The organism is Serratia sp. CY52157 (assembly GCF_052168495.1).
GTDB classification, from domain to species: Bacteria; Pseudomonadota; Gammaproteobacteria; order Enterobacterales; family Enterobacteriaceae; genus Serratia; species Serratia ureilytica.
In genome coordinates this window covers 781260-798016 of record NZ_JBJNMO010000001.1, presented here as the reverse complement: position 1 = coordinate 798016, position 16757 = coordinate 781260, and the positions used below count along the sequence as shown (strand labels likewise).

At 51.1% G+C, this 16757-nt stretch carries 17 protein-coding genes and 1 pseudogene; 6 read left to right on the top strand and 12 right to left on the bottom strand.

Annotation, left to right across the window (positions count from 1 at the left end; genetic code table 11):
• The first annotated feature begins 9 nt into the window (after positions 1-9).
• Positions 10-1293 (top strand): enterobactin transporter EntS, encoded by a 1284-nt coding sequence (gene entS, locus ACJ8IP_RS03890; RefSeq protein ID WP_033640276.1) that lies wholly within the window; start codon positions 10-12, stop codon positions 1291-1293.
• Between the two features lie 4 nt (positions 1294-1297).
• Here the strand turns inward: entS and ACJ8IP_RS03885 are convergent, their stop codons facing one another.
• The gene (locus tag ACJ8IP_RS03885; protein WP_033643111.1) at positions 1298-1657 is read right to left on the bottom strand and encodes a winged helix-turn-helix transcriptional regulator; all 360 of its coding nucleotides are present in this window, start codon (positions 1655-1657) and stop codon (positions 1298-1300) included.
• A gap of 101 nt (positions 1658-1758) precedes the next feature.
• On the opposite strand from ACJ8IP_RS03885, the gene ACJ8IP_RS03880 reads away from it, so the two are divergent.
• Positions 1759-2313, top strand: a complete 555-nt coding sequence (locus ACJ8IP_RS03880; protein ID WP_072627639.1) for an NAD(P)H-dependent oxidoreductase — start codon at positions 1759-1761, stop codon at positions 2311-2313.
• 37 nt (positions 2314-2350) lie between these two features.
• Here ACJ8IP_RS03880 and ACJ8IP_RS03875 read toward each other — a convergent pair whose 3' ends face one another.
• From ACJ8IP_RS03875 to ACJ8IP_RS03860, 4 genes are all read right to left on the bottom strand, one after another.
• The gene (locus ACJ8IP_RS03875) at positions 2351-2893 is read right to left on the bottom strand and encodes a GNAT family N-acetyltransferase (protein WP_442524314.1); all 543 of its coding nucleotides are present in this window, start codon (positions 2891-2893) and stop codon (positions 2351-2353) included.
• 125 nt (positions 2894-3018) lie between these two features.
• Positions 3019-3180, bottom strand: coding sequence for a hypothetical protein (locus ACJ8IP_RS03870; RefSeq protein ID WP_182074138.1), 162 nt, complete (start codon positions 3178-3180; stop codon positions 3019-3021).
• Positions 3181-3321: 141 nt separating this feature from the next.
• Positions 3322-5334, bottom strand: coding sequence for a TonB-dependent copper receptor (locus tag ACJ8IP_RS03865; RefSeq protein ID WP_342205016.1), 2013 nt, complete (start codon positions 5332-5334; stop codon positions 3322-3324).
• Positions 5335-5611: 277 nt separating this feature from the next.
• Entirely contained in the window at positions 5612-6013 is a 402-nt protein-coding gene (locus ACJ8IP_RS03860) for a DUF2946 domain-containing protein (RefSeq protein WP_071845141.1), read from the bottom strand.
• Positions 6014-6241: 228 nt separating this feature from the next.
• Here ACJ8IP_RS03860 and ACJ8IP_RS03855 point away from each other — a divergent pair, with 228 nt between their 5' ends.
• Entirely contained in the window at positions 6242-6850 is a 609-nt protein-coding gene (locus tag ACJ8IP_RS03855) for a class I SAM-dependent DNA methyltransferase (protein ID WP_149542438.1), read from the top strand.
• Between the two features lie 39 nt (positions 6851-6889).
• On the opposite strand, the gene ACJ8IP_RS03850 is transcribed toward ACJ8IP_RS03855, so the two are convergent.
• Together ACJ8IP_RS03850 and ACJ8IP_RS03845 are read right to left on the bottom strand one after the other, a co-directional pair.
• Positions 6890-8191: a PQQ-dependent sugar dehydrogenase gene (locus ACJ8IP_RS03850; protein ID WP_442524313.1), complete on the bottom strand. Its 1302-nt coding sequence runs from the start codon at positions 8189-8191 to the stop codon at positions 6890-6892.
• Positions 8192-8201: 10 nt separating this feature from the next.
• A complete protein-coding gene (locus ACJ8IP_RS03845) occupies positions 8202-8627 on the bottom strand; it encodes a DUF2231 domain-containing protein (protein WP_033650381.1) in 426 nt (141 codons plus the stop codon).
• A 168-nt stretch (positions 8628-8795) separates the two neighbouring features.
• On the opposite strand from ACJ8IP_RS03845, the gene ACJ8IP_RS03840 reads away from it, so the two are divergent.
• Complete coding sequence (locus ACJ8IP_RS03840; protein ID WP_442524312.1) at positions 8796-9254, top strand: YbaK/EbsC family protein; 459 nt, start codon at positions 8796-8798, stop codon at positions 9252-9254.
• Positions 9255-9336: 82 nt separating this feature from the next.
• On the opposite strand, the gene ACJ8IP_RS03835 is transcribed toward ACJ8IP_RS03840, so the two are convergent.
• A complete protein-coding gene (locus ACJ8IP_RS03835; RefSeq protein ID WP_182074142.1) occupies positions 9337-9714 on the bottom strand; it encodes a VOC family protein in 378 nt (125 codons plus the stop codon).
• A gap of 24 nt (positions 9715-9738) precedes the next feature.
• Between ACJ8IP_RS03835 and ACJ8IP_RS03830 the strand changes: the two genes are divergently transcribed.
• A complete protein-coding gene (locus ACJ8IP_RS03830) occupies positions 9739-9954 on the top strand; it encodes a hypothetical protein (protein WP_442524311.1) in 216 nt (71 codons plus the stop codon).
• Between the two features lie 53 nt (positions 9955-10007).
• Positions 10008-10319, top strand: a complete 312-nt coding sequence (locus ACJ8IP_RS03825; RefSeq protein WP_442524310.1) for a hypothetical protein — start codon at positions 10008-10010, stop codon at positions 10317-10319.
• A gap of 415 nt (positions 10320-10734) precedes the next feature.
• Here the strand turns inward: ACJ8IP_RS03825 and ACJ8IP_RS03820 are convergent, their stop codons facing one another.
• The 4 genes and pseudogenes from ACJ8IP_RS03820 to ACJ8IP_RS03805 all read right to left on the bottom strand — a co-directional run.
• On the bottom strand, positions 10735-13062 hold the full coding sequence (locus ACJ8IP_RS03820; RefSeq protein WP_273974195.1) for an AAA family ATPase: 2328 nt from the start codon (positions 13060-13062) through the stop codon (positions 10735-10737).
• A complete protein-coding gene (locus ACJ8IP_RS03815; protein ID WP_273974194.1) occupies positions 13034-13783 on the bottom strand; it encodes an ABC-three component system middle component 1 in 750 nt (249 codons plus the stop codon). Before ACJ8IP_RS03815 ends, ACJ8IP_RS03820 begins: the two co-directional genes overlap by 29 nt.
• The gene (locus ACJ8IP_RS03810) at positions 13776-15020 is read right to left on the bottom strand and encodes an ABC-three component system protein (protein WP_273974193.1); all 1245 of its coding nucleotides are present in this window, start codon (positions 15018-15020) and stop codon (positions 13776-13778) included. Before ACJ8IP_RS03810 ends, ACJ8IP_RS03815 begins: the two co-directional genes overlap by 8 nt.
• 777 nt (positions 15021-15797) lie before the next feature.
• Positions 15798-16208, bottom strand: a pseudogene (locus ACJ8IP_RS03805) (DUF2971 domain-containing protein); the annotation flags it as partial.
• Between the last annotated feature and the right edge of the window lie 549 nt (positions 16209-16757).

The following is a 16757-nucleotide window of genomic DNA, read 5'->3' as shown; positions in this document are numbered from 1 at the left end:
CAGGACACTATGGCCAGACCTTCTTTTTTTCTTGATTTCAGTTTGCTGAGAAGCAATGCGCATTTTCGTGCGATTTTCTGCGCCCGCATGCTGTCGGTGTTTTCACTCGGCATGCTGGCGGTGGGGGTGCCGATTCAGATCCAGGCGATGACCGGCTCCACGTTGCAGGTGGGCGTGGCGGTGGCGCTGGACGGCGTAGGCATGTTTATCGGCCTGATGTTGGGCGGGGTGCTCGCCGATCGCTACGATCGCCGCAAGCTGATCCTGTTCGCGCGCGGCACCTGCGGGCTGGGCTTTGTCGCCCTGAGTCTGAACGCCTTCGCGCCGGCCCCGTCGCTGTGGGCGCTCTACCTGCTGGCTGCCTGGGACGGGTTCTTCGGCGCGCTCGGCATGACGGCGCTGATGGCGGTGATCCCGCTGCTGGTCGGGCGCGAAAACCTGGCGGCGGCGGGGGCCTTGAGCATGGTGACGGTGCGCATCGGCGCGATCCTGGCGCCGGCGCTGGGGGGGATCATCATCGTGTTCGGCGGCGTCGGTCTCGCTTTCGCCGTCGCGGCGGCAGGGACGCTGGGCACCCTGGTCCCGCTGGTGCGCCTGCCGACGCTGCTGCCGCAGCAGCAGGAGCCGGAACACCCGCTGCGCGCGCTCGCCAGCGGCTTCCAGTTTGTCTGGCGCAATAAGGTGGTCGGCTCGGTGGTGCTGCTGGGGATGCTGATGAGCATCGTCGGCGCCGTCAGGGTGCTGTTCCCGGCGTTGGCGCAGGACGCTTACCACGTCGGCGCGTCCTCTATCGGCCTGATGTACTCCGCAGTGCCGCTCGGTGCGATGCTGGGCGCGCTGACCAGCGGCTGGGTGGGGCGTTTCTCTCGCCCTGGGGTGCTGATCCTGATCGCCGCTATCGTCGCGTTCACCGCCATCGCGTCACTGGGGCTGTTCAGCCATCTGGCGCCGGCGCTGCTGGCGCTGGTGTGCTACGGCTACGCCAATGCCATCGCCTCGCTCTTGCAGTTCATGCTGATCCAGAGCAATACGCCGGATCATCTGCTGGGGCGGGTGAACAGCCTCGGCACCGCGCAGGACGTGACCGGCGATTCGATCGGCGCGCTGGGGCTCGGCGTGCTGGGCAGGGTATTTACCCCGTTGATGAGCGTGCTGTCGTTTGGCGCATTCGCCGCAGTGCTCGGCGTGCTGGTGGCCTTCAGCGTGCGCACGCTGCGCCAGTGCCGGCCGGCGGACGCGTTGGTCGAGCACGATGAGCCGGCTCCGGCAACCTCAGCGGCGGCGGACAACTGACCCCTCACGGCGCCGGCTGTTCCGGCCGGTGCCGCTCCCCCCAGTCGCACATCATGTCGATCACCGGGATCAGCGAACGCCCGCGCTCGGACAGGCTGTACTCCACCTTGGGCGGGATCTGCGGATACTCCTTTCTCACCACCAGACGGTCTTTTTCCAGCTCTTTCAACGTCGAACTGAGCGTCTTGTACGAAATGGTGCCGATGCAGCGCTGCAGTTCGTTGAACCGCAATACCGGCTTATACAACGCCAGCCAGTAGAGAATAATCATTTTGTATTTACCGTTGATCACCGACAGGGTGTAGCCATAACCGGTGTCTTCAAGGCTGATGCCCGTAGGGCTGCAGTGGGATTCGGCGGTCATTTACACTTTCTCCAGGGTAAGTATGTGTCGTGAGTGTGCGTATTTTACATTCTGTCAGCATACCCTAAGATGCGTCGAAACACCTGACTGGAGAGATCAGTATGAAAACGTTGGTGGTAGTGACACATCCCGATATGGCGAATTCGGTGGTCAACAAACGTTGGCTGGAGGAACTGCGGCGCTATCCGGCGCTGTATACCGTGCACGAACTGCATCAGGCCTATCCGGACTGGCGGATCGACGTCGCCAGGGAACAGCAGTTGATTGAAGCGCATGACAACATCGTGCTGCAATTCCCGATTTACTGGTTCAGCAGCCCGCCGCTGCTGAAAAAATGGCTGGACGACGTGCTCACCTACGGCTGGGCCTACGGTTCTCGCAGTGGCTATAAGATGCAGAACAAGAAACTGGCGCTGGCGGTCACGGCGGGCGTGCGCGCAGAAGATTACGCGCGTGAAGGGCGTTATCGCTACTCGCTGGAGGAGATCTTCCGGCCGTTTGAAGTGACCGCCGATTATGTGCGGGCCGACTATGCTTCGTTCTTTGCCTTTTACGGCAAGGAAGCCGCTTCGGACGGGACGGCAGAGCAGGTTCAGCAGCACGAGTTGGACAGCAGCGCGCAGGGCTATCGGGCATTTCTCGCCGCTCTGAATTAACGAGACTCCCCGGATGCGCCAGGGAGTGCGCATCCGGTTACTTGATGTGAACGCCGAAACCGTCTTGCCCCGGCGCGAGATGCGCTTTCAGGGGCTGCTGATTAAACGGAAAAGCGCTTTTTGATTCTGTCGACCGGCGTGCCATCGCTGAGCGGCACCTGCAGCAGACGATCGTAATCGCGAAAGCCCATTTTTGATAATAGGCGAGACCGCCCACGTTATCCGCCCGGATGGTGGCGTTGATGTGCTTGAAACCGTGCGACTTCGCTGCCGCTAACGTGACGGGAAACAGCGCGCTGCCAACGCCACGTACCTTCGGCGACAGGCGGGAAAAGGTGGCAATATCTGCGGTATCGGGCGGCAGTGCATCGTCAACGCTCAGCGACTGAAAGCCCACCAACACGCCATCCACCTCCGCGACCTGGCAACTCAGCGCATTGTCGCCGCTGATGAACCATTCGCTGAACTCGGCTGGGGTGAGGGGCGTTTCTATCGCGGTCGTGCCGCCGGCTCTGATCACCTCATTCAATAACTGCGTCAGCGCTTCAGCGTCTTGCGGGGTTATCGTTCTGATCTTCATTGCGTTGCTATCTCCTCCACAGGGGTTTCAGGCGTAAGGAATCTGCTGGAACCATCGAAAGAAGATAGACGCAGGCGTCCGGTAATGAAATACCGGAACGTGCGGGACAAAAAACAGCGCGGGAATTACATGAACAGGAAGCGGTCGGCCAGCGCAACGCCACGCTCGAGGCGCGGTGGCAGCGCGTCGTCGCGATCGTCAGGCTGAGCAGCCTGCGGCGCGGCGTCTTCGGCTTTTTCAATCATCAGCTCGCCGAGCAGGGCCAGAAAACGAGTGAGCTTTTGCATATTCCCTCCGGATCGTTGATTACGTTGAGAGTGATAGTAATCGCCGCTAAACCGAATGGGAAAAACTTAAAACTCATATCCTAAGAACCGGATCGCATATCGCGTAACCGGGCGACGGTTGCCCATCGCCCGGTGAACGGCTTAGAAGGTGACGTTAACCTTAGCCCACAGGGTGCGGCCCGGTTCATTCACCGCGCTGTTGGCCGAATAGCCGAAGGCGCTGTTGCCCGCCAGGTTGAGGTGCTCGCTGTAGGTCTTGTTCAGGATATTATCCAGACCGGCGCTCAGCTTGACGTTTTTATTCACCTTGTAGGCGGCGTTGGCGGAGAGCACGCCGAAGCCGGCGCTTTCGGCAAAGTCTTTGCCTACTACGTTGCCTTCGTTGATCGCCACGCGGTGTTGGCTGCTGACCAGACGCCATAGGCCGGTGCCGCTCCAGTCGCCGTACTCATAGGTCAGCCCCAAGCGTGCCTCCAGCGGCGGGATCTGCGGCAGCGGGCGACCGTTGCTGGTGTTTTTCCCCCAGGAGTAGGCCAGGCTGGCGTCGGTTTTCCAGTGCTCGCTCAGTTGATAACCCATGCCCATTTCGCCGCCCATAATGTTGGCGTTGACGTTATCGGCCTGGCTGAGACGCGCATTGTGCGGATCGTATTTGAACAGGATGAAATCATCGACGCGGCCCACATACGCGGAGACCCAGCCGTTGAAGCGCTTGCCGTTGTACTGCGCGCCGATGTCGAGTTGCGTGGTTTTCTCGCTCTTGACGCTGGAGAACGGATCCTTGCTGCCGTTCGGACCCAGCTTCGGCGAGAACAGCTCCCAGTAATCCGGGAAGCGCTCGGTATAGCCGACGCCGGCATACAGCATCAGCGGCAGCTCGGCCAGCGTATGCTCCAGGCGCATAAAGCCGCTCGGCAGGGTGTCTGAACGTTCCACATCGCTGCCGCTGCGGAAGTTCTCCACCAGGGTGCGATCGAGACGCGCGCCGCCGATCAGCTTATCCTGCTCGCTGGTGGACCATGTCAGCTCGCCGAAGGCGCCGTAGCTGTTGAACTGGGCGTCTTTTTCCCAGCTGCCGCGGCTCATGCTGCGGTGGGTATTGGTCTGCGTGTCCAGGCCGCTTTCAAGCTTCACGTCCTGCCACTGCCAGGTGCCCATCACGCGGCCGCCGATGGTGCGGCGATCGAGCTGCATCGTCATGCCGGAAGACATCATGTGCCCGCCGTGGCCCCCCATGTTCATGCCGCCATGCCCACCATGGCCGCCCATGCCGCCGCTGCCCGGCGAGCGCAGGGTCACGTTGTCCATCACGTGGTTGGCGTAGTTGTAGTAGACCTGCGCTTCCAACTTATCCAGCACCTCGCCGATGTTGGATTTCTCCACCCGCATGCCCAGGCTTTCGCGTTTGAACTGCGAACCGTCCATGCTGCGGCCGGCATAGCGCGCTTCGCCGTTGCCGCGCCCCATCGTCACTTCCAGCAGCGTGTCGGCATCCGGCGTCCAGCCGAGCGCCAGATCGCCGTTCCATTTGTCCCAGCGCGACGGCACGCGCGTATTCGTTCCGTCCTGGTAATCATTGGCGCGCGACTTGTTGGCCATCACCCGCAGGTAACCTTGTTCGGCGCCGAGGCTGGCGTCGATATTCTCGTCCCAGCGGCCATTGGAGCCGGTCAGCACGCTGGCGTTGCCCTTGATGCCCGGTTTGTCGAAGCGCGGACGTTCACGTTCGAAACGCACCGTGCCCGCCGACGAACCCGGCCCCCACAGCACCGTCTGCGGCCCTTTGGTGATGGTCAGCAGATCGAAGCTTTCCGGCGAGATGTAAGAGGTGGGCGCATCCATTCTCGATGGGCAGGCGCCGAGCATCTCCGAACCGTCAGTGAGAATTTTCAGCCGCGAACCGAACATGCCGCGAAATACCGGATCGCCGTTGGTGCCGCCGTTGCGGATCTGCGAAAAACCGGGGATGGTTTTCAGATAGTCCGAACCGTCGCTGGCGGGCACCGGCTGACGCGGGGTTTTTGGTGACGTCACGATGGTCAGCGGAGAGTAGAGCGGTGCGGTGACGGTGATCACGTCGCCATCATTAACCTGTGTGTTGGCAGGGTGCTGATGCGCCTGCGCCGCGTGGCCGGCCAGCAGGAACAGCGGCATGGCGGTGGTGATTGCGCGGGTGACGGCGTGCTTTTTATAAGCGGGTTTAAACATCATCTTTCCTTAAGCTAACTTTTTTCCATTATTCTCCGGCGATTTATTCAGGCGTGGGGATGCCTGGTGAAAATCACCATCGGAAAATACGGGGGTTAATTCCCTCAACGTGGAAATAACCGGGCTAATAATGTCGTCTCAATGCATAACCATTGGGCGTATTAATTCCGCCATGTTGAAACGATCAACGGCAATACAGAAACGGCAATGGGGTATTGTTAAATCAGAGGAAAGAGACGGGCGGCGCGCGCGGCTGTAATTCGGTATGAACGACGTGGGCAAACAGGGGAACGAGATAATGAGTCGGCGGCGGGCGCGAGGCCAGAGATTGAGACCAGAACAGCGGGGCGTGGCTCACGTCCAGCAGCGGCGCGTGCAGCAACAGCACGCAGTAGCCGCAGGCGCTGTCGTCCATCATCATCGCCATGTTGTGGTGGCCGCCGCCGTGCTGCATCATCGGCGATGCGGCCTTTTCCGGCGCGGCCGGCGGCGAATGCATCTCATGATGCATCGGCATCGCCATGCCGCAGTCCGCCATGACGGTCGTTTCAGCACTTCCGGCGCGCGCATGCTCCAGGGATCGCGAGACCACCGGCGCAATGAACAACATCAGAATGGCGAACATCCCTAACCAGGCGGCGGCCCGGTTACGTGATGCAGGGGGCTGAATTAACGACACAATCAACCTAAAAAAGGGTTAACACAGGGGAGGGAATTGTACTGGTTTATGTCGAAATGTTAAAACCTTTTATTTCAGGTCAACGCTCTGTTGATGAATATATTATCGGATAAGCGCTTTAATTCTGACCAAAGGCTATTTTCTTACGCCAATAACGTGACGGGGACAATATTAATGACGGAAAAACTGGCGAGCACGATTATTCCGCTTTATGACGAACATGCCGCCGCCTGGGAACGCCTCAGACCTACCACGCTGTTTGAACGGCCGTGGCTCGACCGCTTTTTGCAGCTTACCCCGGCCAACGCGCAGCTGCTGGATCTCGGCTGCGGCAATGGCGCGCCGATCGCCGCCTATTTTATCGAACAGGGGCATCGGGTGACCGGCATCGACGGTGCGCAGGCGATGATCGCGCGCTGCCGGCAGCGTTTTCCACAGCAGGAGTGGCGGCAAATGGATATGCGCCAGCTGGATTTGGCGACCCGGTTCGACGGCCTGCTGGCCTGGGACAGTTTCTTTCATCTGGCGCGCGACGATCAGCGCCGCATGTTTCCGCTGTTCAGACGGCATGCCAATCCGCATGCCGCACTGATGTTCACCAGCGGCCCTGCAGACGGCGTGGCGATCGGCAGCTTCGAAGGCCAGCCGTTGTTTCACGCCAGCCTGGCGCCGGAAGAGTATAGGCGTTTATTGCAGGAGAACGGCTTCCGCGTGGTCGACCATATCGTGGAAGATCCCGCCTGCGGGGGAAGAACGATCTGGCTGGCGCAGAGGAGTGAGTGACAATGTCACGGGCGAGTTCACCGGAACCCGCCCGTAACCTTACTTCGCGCTGACGCGCCAGACAGTATTGCCGACGTCATCCGCAACCAGCAAAGCGCCGGTCTTGTCGACAGCCAGCCCCACAGGGGCGCCATAGAGTTCCTTCTCATCATCGGAGACAAAGCCGGTGACCACCGCTTTGAGCTTGCCGACCGGTTTGCCTTGCTCAAACGCTACATAGCTGACCCGATAGCCGTTCAGCGGCGAGCGATCCCAACTGCCGTGCTCGCTGATAAAAGCGCCGCCGCGATAGTCGGCCGGCAGAGCGCTCGCGGTGTAGAACAGCAGCCCCAGCGGCGCGACGTGCGAGCTGAGCGCGTAATCCGGCTTGATGGCTTTCGCCACCCGATCCGGCCGCGGCGGCTGTACCCGTCGATCGACGTGCTGGCCGAAATAACTGTAAGGCCAGCCGTAGAAACCGCCGTCTTGCACCGAGGTCAGGTAATCCGGCACCAGATCGGCGCCGATTTCGTCACGCTCGTTGACAATCGCCCACAGCTTGCCGCTTTGCGGCTCCCACTGCAGCCCGGTCGGGTTGCGCAGGCCGCTGGCGAAGATGCGGCTGGCGCCGGAGGCGGTGTCCACTTCCAGCACGGCGGCGCGCCGGTACTCTACGGCCAGGCCGTTTTCGGTGATGTTGCTGTTGGAACCGACGCCGACATACAGCTTTTTCCCGTCAGGGCTGGCCAGCAGGGCCTTGGTCCAGTGATGGTTGATGGTGTCCGGCAGATCGGCCAGTTCTTTGCCCGGATCGCTGATGCGCGTTTCGCCTGGCTGATAGGCGTACTGCATGATATTGCCGGTATTGGCCACGTACAGCGTATTGCCAATCAACTGGACGCCGAACGGGGAATCGAGCCCCTCGAGGAAGACGTGCTTTTCCCAGTTGCCGCCGGCGGTCGGGCGCAGCAGGGTGATGCGATTGCCCCCTTTGCCGCCTTTACCGGATTGGCCTTTCACCAGGCCGGCGATCAGCTGCTTGGGCGTGCTCACCGCTTCCGTGCCCGGCCCGTTGGCCTCCACGACCAACACATCGCCATTGGGCAGCGTGAGCAACTGACGCGGATGAAGCAAATCGTCTGCCACCTTATCGATTTTCAAGCCTTCCGCCACTTTCGGCGTCTGATCTTGTTGCCAGCCAATGCCCTTAGGCACCTGCATCGGCGGGATCAGGAAGTCTTGCGCCGCCGGCAACGTCGGGTCCGGGCCAATTTGTTGCTCTGGCGAAATGACGGCGCTGTTATCGCAGCCGGCCAAGGCCAAAACGGCGGAAAGGGTGAGCGCCAGAGATGAGAGCTTCATGAAAACCTCCTTATTTTGCGCGGGCGCCAAGGGCCAGCAGAATATTCGCCAGGCTGAGCAGCGCGACCACGATCGCAGACAGCACCAGGCCTTGGGGCACCACGGCATACGCATCCCGGCTATGCACGAAAGCGTTGATAATGGCGAGAACGATGGCCAGCAAATTCAGCCAGAAATGGAGTTTGACCGACGATCCCCGCAGCCGAGCGCTGCCGAACCATACCTGTACCAGGTTAATCAGGCGGGGAATGATGGCAAAAATCAGGCCGATGGCAATTAGCCAACTTGCGCCATTGACCCACTGAATATTAGCGGTACAGGCATAAATGATGTCGAAAATCAGCGCCGCGGTGAAAAATCCGTAAGGTATCGGGTTGAGCCATTCATAGACGGCCACTGCGGCCGCTGAGGGCCTTGCTGTCGTTTGCGTGGTCATGCAGGCATCTCCATGAAAAATGATGGGTAAAAAGGCCATTGGCCCCTTAAAGCTTTGTTCAGATCCAGCGATTTGAACAATTTTGATTCTCATTTTTAGCATGCGATGTTAAAACCGAAACCATCACTTCGGCATTATCAATGGCTTAGCAATATCAGGAGGCAGGGCATGAGCATAGAACGCGTTCAGCGTTTTCTGGCCGAGCACGCACCGGAGACGACGGTGACGGTGCTGGCAAAGAACACCGCAACGGTGGCGCTGGCGGCAGAAGCCTTTGGCGTGAAGAGCGGGCAGATCGCCAAGACGCTTTCGTTTCGCGTTAACGGCGAAGTGGTGCTGCTGGTGATGGCGGGAACTGCCAGAATCGACAACAAGAAGTACAAGCAATTCTTCGGCGTGAAGGCGCGTATGCTGCCGGCGGAAGAGGTTGAAGCATTAACCGGCTATCCGCCCGGCGGCGTTTGTCCCTTTGCCGCACCGGAGGCGGTGAGGATCTACTGCGATCATAGCCTGCGCGCTTTCGATGAAGTGCTTCCGGCAGGCGGCAGCGATAACTCTGGCGTGAGAATTGCGCCACAGCGGCTGGCCGGCATCACGGGAGCGGAGTGGATTGACGTGACGGGGTAACTAATAGTGACACCGTCGCTATGCATTATGTTAAATTCAGAATCTTTACCTCTGTGTAATTTTCTGTTTTAAAAGGGAAAAACTAGTCGTTTGCGTTGTGGCAAACCGCCTCGATATTATGGCCATCCGGACCAATGACAAACGCCGCATAGTAGTGGGCATGATAATTGGGGCGTAAACCGGGCGCGCCATTGTCTTTGCCGCCGGCGCTTAACGCGGCGTGATAGAACGCATCGACCTGTTCACGGCTGCTTGCGGTAAATGCCAGGTGCAGATGCGCCGGTTTTTCATCGGTCTGAAACAGGCATAATGACACGTTACCCCGATCGGGACACAGCTCAACGCCATAATCGGGGTCACCTTCGGCAACGATCTTTACGCCCAGCGGCGCCAGCGCATTAAGGAAAAACGCTTTGCTCAGAGCAAAGTCGCTGACGCCAAATTTCACATGGTCAAACATGGGGATGTCCTGGAGTGTGGAAGAATGTTCCCATTCAGTATAGCCAACGCCATGAAGGCCACCGGAAACGGTGAAGACGAACGCCAGTACGCATTTGGCAGGCAGAAGTTGTTCATTTTTATGGCGTGTTTTGGTGAAATCTGCAGTGTCGCAGTAGCCATGTTTTATCAGATTTCACGTAGCGCGATCAAAAAAGCGGGGGGATTTCGCCTCAATATCCGCAGAGATGTGTCGCTATAAGCATGCCCGGTCATCATTAATGGCAGAACGCATTTATCTATGATCCTCAGTGGGTGGAACGTGATAAAGCTGAAACTTCGCGAGATATTGGCTGGCGTGTTAACGGCAGTCCATCACATCGGCAGAGTTGGCTGACGGCCAAACCAACGATTGATAATTTTGCTGGGAGGTTAAGCGGCGTTGGAATGCCAAGTGCCGAAATCCTGGGAAGCGGCAAGCGCATGCCTCACATGCATGCATTTACTGCAGGAAGTGAACAGGCGACAGGCATTGGGTGTTCAGAGATTTTTGCGCAAACATCATGGTGTCGCGCAGCAATAAGCGGCAATGGCAATGAAGCCTGCAGCGAAAACTCGACGGCTTAAGACCAGCTGAAAAACGAATTCGTTCAACGGCATGAGCAACGTGCGTTGAAATGGTTGGCCACAGGAGAAAACCCCATGATCAAGCCAGGACGCCAGAATCCACGTATAACCACATGGGTGCGCATAATGTATATTATGTTAAAAACAATCATTCAGGGACTGATGCAAAAGCAAGTGATGCCCCCAGGAATCTGTCGATACCCTTCTCTTTCGCCGTTAGCACCGCCAATGATACTGCCATCGGGTCGTCAGGCCTACTAGACGTCACTACCGAGTAGACCGGGAAACACGTATTGGGTCGATGTCCAAGCAGCAAAGGCTGCCAGGCGGATCATGCAAGGGACACATCACTCACAATGAGTTCGATTATATGCGCCTCAAAAAATTAATTGTAAGGCGCACTCTTAAAACACATTTATTCTGTTATATTTCTTGGCAACATAGAAACAGATGCTTGAGACAATCCTGCGCGCTTGAATTTATACCGCATATATGTTGACACTTCCATCTCATGGTTTGACAACAAAATCTGACGATCTGAAAGCTCTACCCGTAACAAATCACTCAATGAAGCAATGTTAATCTCATCCATTGACTGTACTGGATCATCAATCAGTATAAATGGATTAAGCGCATATACCCTATTCAATGTTAGGAAAAATGCCAAACCTAATGATGCGATTTGCCCACTACTCATAGACAGGATTGCATCATGATCAGACTTCAGCGCAGTATTGAATTTGAGTATATCTCCTTTACCGCTCACTATAAACAAACCTAACCCACGCTGATAATTCTGTATGAGTCTTCCACTATATATATGGAATAACAGCTCTATATCACCAATAGTCTTTTTCGCATACTGCTTCGCAGTGTCGTCCAATTGCTTCCTAAGCTTAACAATTTTTGCTTTTATTTTTTTGCCAGCTTCAATCCTAGAACTGAGCTTATCAAGCTCCGCTACTTTGGACTTGTACTCTTCGCTTTTGAATTTAGAATGAGCGGCTCTGAGATAGGATTCTTTATTTTCAAAATCCGAAACACTAAGTGAGATTATATCTGATGCGTTCAAGAAAGCCATCTCTAAGCTAGATGACCAGTCTAAAGGGAGCACATCCTTTTCTGGTTTTTTAGCTGTAGCAATAATCCCTTTTGCTTCATTAAACCGTAACAGCAGAGCTGCATCATCAGCCGTAAAACTAAGATCTTTTGATACGCCATAATTTACCAACTGCAAAGCCACTTCACTTATGATTGAGAACTTAGATTCTGCTGCTGTGAGAGCCTTAAAAAGCACACTATCGAAATCTTTTGCGACTAGGTCACGCTGCTGTGTGAATGCTGTTATCTGTAAATTTAGTAAGTCCTGTATTGACCTTACTGTCTCCTCCAACTTCTGGGCAGAAGCATCTATTTCAGATCGAATTCTTTCCGCATTATTTACAGCGGCTTCCTCTAACGCAGAGTAAGTCGCCCATGAGAACCCACAGAATGGACAACCGGATATTTCCAAATCTTCACATTCTTGGTGTTGCCGCAGCAACTCTGCATGAGCATTTAGTAAATTTACAAGCTTTGCGTTCTTGGCTGCACTATCAGATTTAATTAGATCCCGTGCCTCAATGAGACTATTTACACCAACCAAATTAGCAGCATTCTTGAGACCGTTTAGGTCTACTTCATTTATCTCTGAAGCTGGCTTTCTGAATATCAAAAGATCATGATCCAGCCCAACTAGCGTTGACTCTTTTACTTTCAGACCTTCATATCCAGCTACTTCAGAACCCAACTGAAGAGCCAACTTTATATCGACCTCTCTTTTTAAAAACTCATCAATATTACTATTAGCCTTTCTCGTCAGAACCTCATCAAAGTTCTGATATATTCTAAATATATTCCGTAATTCACGTATCAGAGTTTCAATATCTGTATCATTTACAGCCGATAGAGGCTGTTCAACATCCCAACTAGGTGACGGCAGCGCGGTACTTAACCGCTTGAAGTCAACGGTATTCTCGGCATCTTGAAACTGACCACTAAGCTGTTTAATTTTTTCATTCAACTCAGCTTGGAGGTCAGTATGCACTTTCCCAGTATAAGATTCCGTAATAATACTTTCTAACGCAGAGCAATATGATATCTGTCTCGTCAATTTATCGGTATTAATAAGATGCTCAATGCCTTTTTTTCTTTCAGTGGCATCCGTCGAGTACAGGTATCTATTCTGCCCTTGCTCAAGATAGTTCAATAAAGAGAAATTTTTTAAGAAGTTCTCTCCTAGAATACTCTCTAGTGCTTTAGAATCAAGACTCTCTCCAAACTTATTGGAGTCAATACTGCTTATTTCGTAAAGCTTAAAAATAGAAAAGTTATCAGGTGCATTATTATCCGGGTTCGATAGGTCCGCTATGGTAGCAACACGAGCTAGGAAAATTGACTCTCCCGAATCTTGATTTATGAGCTCAGCTCTAATAGCGATGTCGCCTTCTTTATTTCTATTCCAGTATATGTTTTCTTCAAATTGTTTTTTGCGCGAACGTTTTGCAACTGTTGCATCATTTGTATTGATAATTCTTTGTATAACGCCAGTAAACAAAAGCTCCAACGCATCAAATATGCTAGTTTTTCCAAAACCATTGGGGCCATCCAAAGTAATCATGGAGGCAGCTCGAAAATCAATAGATGTATTTTCAAATGGCTTGAAATTTTCAATCTTAAGGCTGGATATTTTCCATTTCTTCATGAATCAGAGTCTCGATTAGTTTGTCTGCTTCAATTCCAGATGCAGAAGAATTAAAGATTTTGAGATGAAGATCGGTCAATTTTTTCTCGGCGAGTGCTTCCTCTACATAAATATCAAGCGGCTTCAGTGAGCTTTCCTTAACAGGAACATTTACAAATGGAAGCTTTATAAAAATTCTCGCCGCGACACTATATAATGTAGGCGATAGCGGTTGATCTCGATATTCTGCAAACATCCTATCATCGACAACCATCGCTGAAACGCTTTCGAAGTTGTGCCCCTCTAACAACCTAAGCTCTTCTTCGCTGTAATAAAGAAAATATTTTTTAAAATAATATGGATTTTCTTCAATACCAAACACCTTACTCTCAATTCCATTAAAATCAGCTCGACGCCTTAATTTATGCAAAATAATCAGATCGGTATTTTTATCGAAAGCAGGATCAGATTTGAATGCTTCAGGAGCATACAGTAACACTAATTTATTCAGCACCTGCGGTGATGGTATATTTCCACACTCAGCCACAGCGAGGAATCGCTTCCTATCTCCACTATCCTGACTAAAATAAGTCAAAGACTTATAATCAACACCTTCAAGGCCAGCTAAAGTTTCTCCTGCCGAATACTCTATGGTGACGTCATCTGCTTTAGAATAGTCACCGGTATTAAACAAAGTAAACTCATGTTTCAAGGCAGCCTGTAGAACAATATCTTTAATCATTCAACTTCATCCTCGCCTCTTCCTTTGAAATTATTTTTGCATCAAAGGCTTTAGTTATTTTGTTACGATCCTTACCCATCAATGAAAACTCATCTTCTACAGCATCCCGCGAAGCTCCGGTAGCTGCACAAAATCGCTCAGCGGGTGAAAAAATATTTGCTCTAGCTGCGATTAACCATTGATATTCAACTAAGATATCTATCAGTTCTGGATCGCTTTTCAGCTGTTCCATTAGATCTTCAGCAAACCTATGCTCCCGTCGAGCATTGTCTGCCGAAATTGCTGTTGGTAAATAAAAATCGCCGGCAGAACACCTATAGTAAGGAGGCTTTTGCTCACTCAGTGGTGCTTTATCTATATCGTAGATCACATCCACATAATCATAAACACTGTTCTCACTCACGACCATTGTGGAAGATCCAAAACATAACGACTTCCACAACCAAATAAATGGAGTATCACCCAATTCTTTAATCTGATCGTAAACATTTGCAACTTTTTGAATAACAGTTCTATCTGCTGTTTTTTCCATTGTATTGGTATACCGATACAATGATTTACAAACGGCCATCCTGGCTTGGAACATTTTGTATACAATGTCGTCTTCATGGGTAGCGGTGAGGCTTAATAACTCTACAATCTTCTCACTTTTTAAAGTTTGAGTAAACGCGGCTTCTGCGGCGCTCATTAACCCATCCTGATTGCACGCGTGTATATATATTACTTGAGCGGCAATATGACTCTGCAAAGCCTCGAACTTCAAATTCACTAAAAAATCACTACAAGGTAACTCTTCGGAAAGCAAGTACCTCTCAATTTTTGATTTCGTTTTTTCTTCAACATCTTGGAGATAGCAGTAAGGCAGTCCATCGTAAGTATAAAATTTAACGACATTCCCATTGCTGCCAACAAAATCAGAAGCATCATCAAGGCGCGCAGATGTATGAAAATATCTTTTGGTAGTCTTATCACACAACATATATGTAGATGCGGCTTTTTCGAGAGCCTCCTCATAGGCAGCTCTTTTATCATCTGCTAGCGCTTTTACCTGATGCGTAGAAACTGCAATTCCATTTTCAATTATCGCAAAATCATCAATGCTGTCGATTTGCAACTCAAACGACATTTTATTGAGCACACATTCTATGGAATGATAAAGCGCTAAATGCCCTTGATAAATAAACCCACTCCATGTAGGTGCAGCTGTATGAGGATGGGAGGAAGCCGATTTCGACATGCAATATGTCCTAGGCAAATTTAGAGACAGAGTCAGAAGTAACCTTCTAACTCAGTAGAATGTGATCTTAATTTCTGTATCCGATGTTTAGATTTTTTGTTGTGCGCGCCCAGCGGCGTTATGAAAACTTCCTTGATTGTCATTTTTATGCATTCCCTTGAGCGATATCACTATGACATCGCCGAATGTAACATACCTGTAGGGTCAAAAAAAGGGTCAGCCAAACTTCCGAACAGAACTGCAACACTCGTGGCAAGGATAGCGATGGGGCATGCCTCACAGGACCAGTTTCAGAGTGTAGTGGTCTAATCATCCCGGACACTAAAACTTGTTTAACATCAGATTTTATTTTAACTGAAATTCCAACCCTTTTTTCGTCACCATCATATAATAAATGCCTCATTCCTTCATCCAATTTACACTCGATAAATGATTGGGATCTTATATTTTCTTGCCTGAATTTTCCGGTGCAGTCCATAAAGTAACAATCAATGAATTTTGTGCCTTCGTTTATTTTACAATTAAATAAATCCCTAAAATGTCTAAATGTACTTTTCCTGACAATGCAATCTGAAAAATCAATTGAAGGAAAATCAGACAGAATGTACGTACCTTCAATGTTATTTTTATCGTGCAGCTTTTCTAAGACCTGTCTTCTTTCCATGGATGATTTTGGATTCCAGTAATCTAGTGCTAACCTATGTAGCTCATGTTGAGTGTTAAGCAATTGTTTTATCAAAAATAAGCTGTTCTATTACGATTATTAATCGGCTTGTTTTATTTGGTTGACTTTCTACTTCGATCCCATACAATTTTAAATTGTCTAAATGCAGGTCGTGTGTTAATGATTCGCACACTATCAGGTTTAATTTTAAATTCTTTTAAAATATCCGACTGCGTTAGATTGGATTGACATCCAATGATAACTTCTTTTAACTTAATTTCGTTGCTAAATGACTGAAAATACAATCCGTTTTCTGACATAAGTTTTTTTATTGGAATTATAATTCTATGCTCTTTTTCATAACTCCAATGATAAAACTTTGTTGTTAGTAATTTATTGTCCTTTCCCTTGTCATTAGAATTAATTAAATCGTACTTAAGACGATATTTTACATAAGAAACCTTTTTTAATAGTTTGTTATCTATATCAAACCCTAGACAAATACCCTTATGATTTTCCGCGTAGTGGGCCCACTGAACAGGATCTTGTCAATCTTCACTAAAGCATATTAATCCATGAGAGGATGAGAATTGGTCTTTTTCAAATTGAATGGCTTTTCTGACATTTCTGTCGGATAGTTCCACACCTAAAAGTTCAAATGGATCATTCAAATTATTGAAAGTTGATATTTTCAACCTGGATAATTTAATATTTTCTAACCCATACTCTGATTTGGTAAAATAATAAACCCTCATGTTGCGAAATCTCACTTTGGTAAAATATGTTCTTAACTTAATCCAGAGAAATTAAAAAGTAAATAGCTGAATTCTATTTACAATGTTTTTTGTTCAATTTCGTCCTCTTGAATTAGTGTCAGTCGTGCCAGATTACGAAAACTTAGTCCGTGTGTTATACTACTACTGTATGAATTTAATAAAACAAATCAAAATCTTAGCATGTTATAGTAAGGATAACGTCTAACGACTCGATCTGTGGTTGCAAAAACGTATGATTTCCAGCCGGTAAACGCGGGCAAGACGAGCTGTCACGCTTATCGATTTATAAGCCAGCTT

Excerpts from the sequence above, each read along its gene's own strand:
- entS (WP_033640276.1), top strand. The coding sequence starts at position 10 with ATGGCCAGACCTTCTTTTTTTCTTGATTTCAGTTTGCTGAGAAGCAAT.
- ACJ8IP_RS03885 (WP_033643111.1), bottom strand. The coding sequence starts at position 1,657 with ATGACCGCCGAATCCCACTGCAGCCCTACGGGCATCAGCCTTGAAGAC.
- ACJ8IP_RS03880 (WP_072627639.1), top strand. The coding sequence starts at position 1,759 with ATGAAAACGTTGGTGGTAGTGACACATCCCGATATGGCGAATTCGGTG.
- ACJ8IP_RS03875 (WP_442524314.1), bottom strand. The coding sequence starts at position 2,893 with ATGAAGATCAGAACGATAACCCCGCAAGACGCTGAAGCGCTGACGCAG.
- ACJ8IP_RS03870 (WP_182074138.1), bottom strand. The coding sequence starts at position 3,180 with ATGCAAAAGCTCACTCGTTTTCTGGCCCTGCTCGGCGAGCTGATGATT.
- ACJ8IP_RS03865 (WP_342205016.1), bottom strand. The coding sequence starts at position 5,334 with ATGCCGCTGTTCCTGCTGGCCGGCCACGCGGCGCAGGCGCATCAGCAC.
- ACJ8IP_RS03860 (WP_071845141.1), bottom strand. The coding sequence starts at position 6,013 with ATGTTCGCCATTCTGATGTTGTTCATTGCGCCGGTGGTCTCGCGATCC.
- ACJ8IP_RS03855 (WP_149542438.1), top strand. The coding sequence starts at position 6,242 with ATGACGGAAAAACTGGCGAGCACGATTATTCCGCTTTATGACGAACAT.
- ACJ8IP_RS03850 (WP_442524313.1), bottom strand. The coding sequence starts at position 8,191 with ATGAAGCTCTCATCTCTGGCGCTCACCCTTTCCGCCGTTTTGGCCTTG.
- ACJ8IP_RS03845 (WP_033650381.1), bottom strand. The coding sequence starts at position 8,627 with ATGACCACGCAAACGACAGCAAGGCCCTCAGCGGCCGCAGTGGCCGTC.
- ACJ8IP_RS03840 (WP_442524312.1), top strand. The coding sequence starts at position 8,796 with ATGAGCATAGAACGCGTTCAGCGTTTTCTGGCCGAGCACGCACCGGAG.
- ACJ8IP_RS03835 (WP_182074142.1), bottom strand. The coding sequence starts at position 9,714 with ATGTTTGACCATGTGAAATTTGGCGTCAGCGACTTTGCTCTGAGCAAA.
- ACJ8IP_RS03830 (WP_442524311.1), top strand. The coding sequence starts at position 9,739 with ATGTTCCCATTCAGTATAGCCAACGCCATGAAGGCCACCGGAAACGGT.
- ACJ8IP_RS03820 (WP_273974195.1), bottom strand. The coding sequence starts at position 13,062 with ATGAAGAAATGGAAAATATCCAGCCTTAAGATTGAAAATTTCAAGCCA.
- ACJ8IP_RS03815 (WP_273974194.1), bottom strand. The coding sequence starts at position 13,783 with ATGATTAAAGATATTGTTCTACAGGCTGCCTTGAAACATGAGTTTACT.
- ACJ8IP_RS03810 (WP_273974193.1), bottom strand. The coding sequence starts at position 15,020 with ATGTCGAAATCGGCTTCCTCCCATCCTCATACAGCTGCACCTACATGG.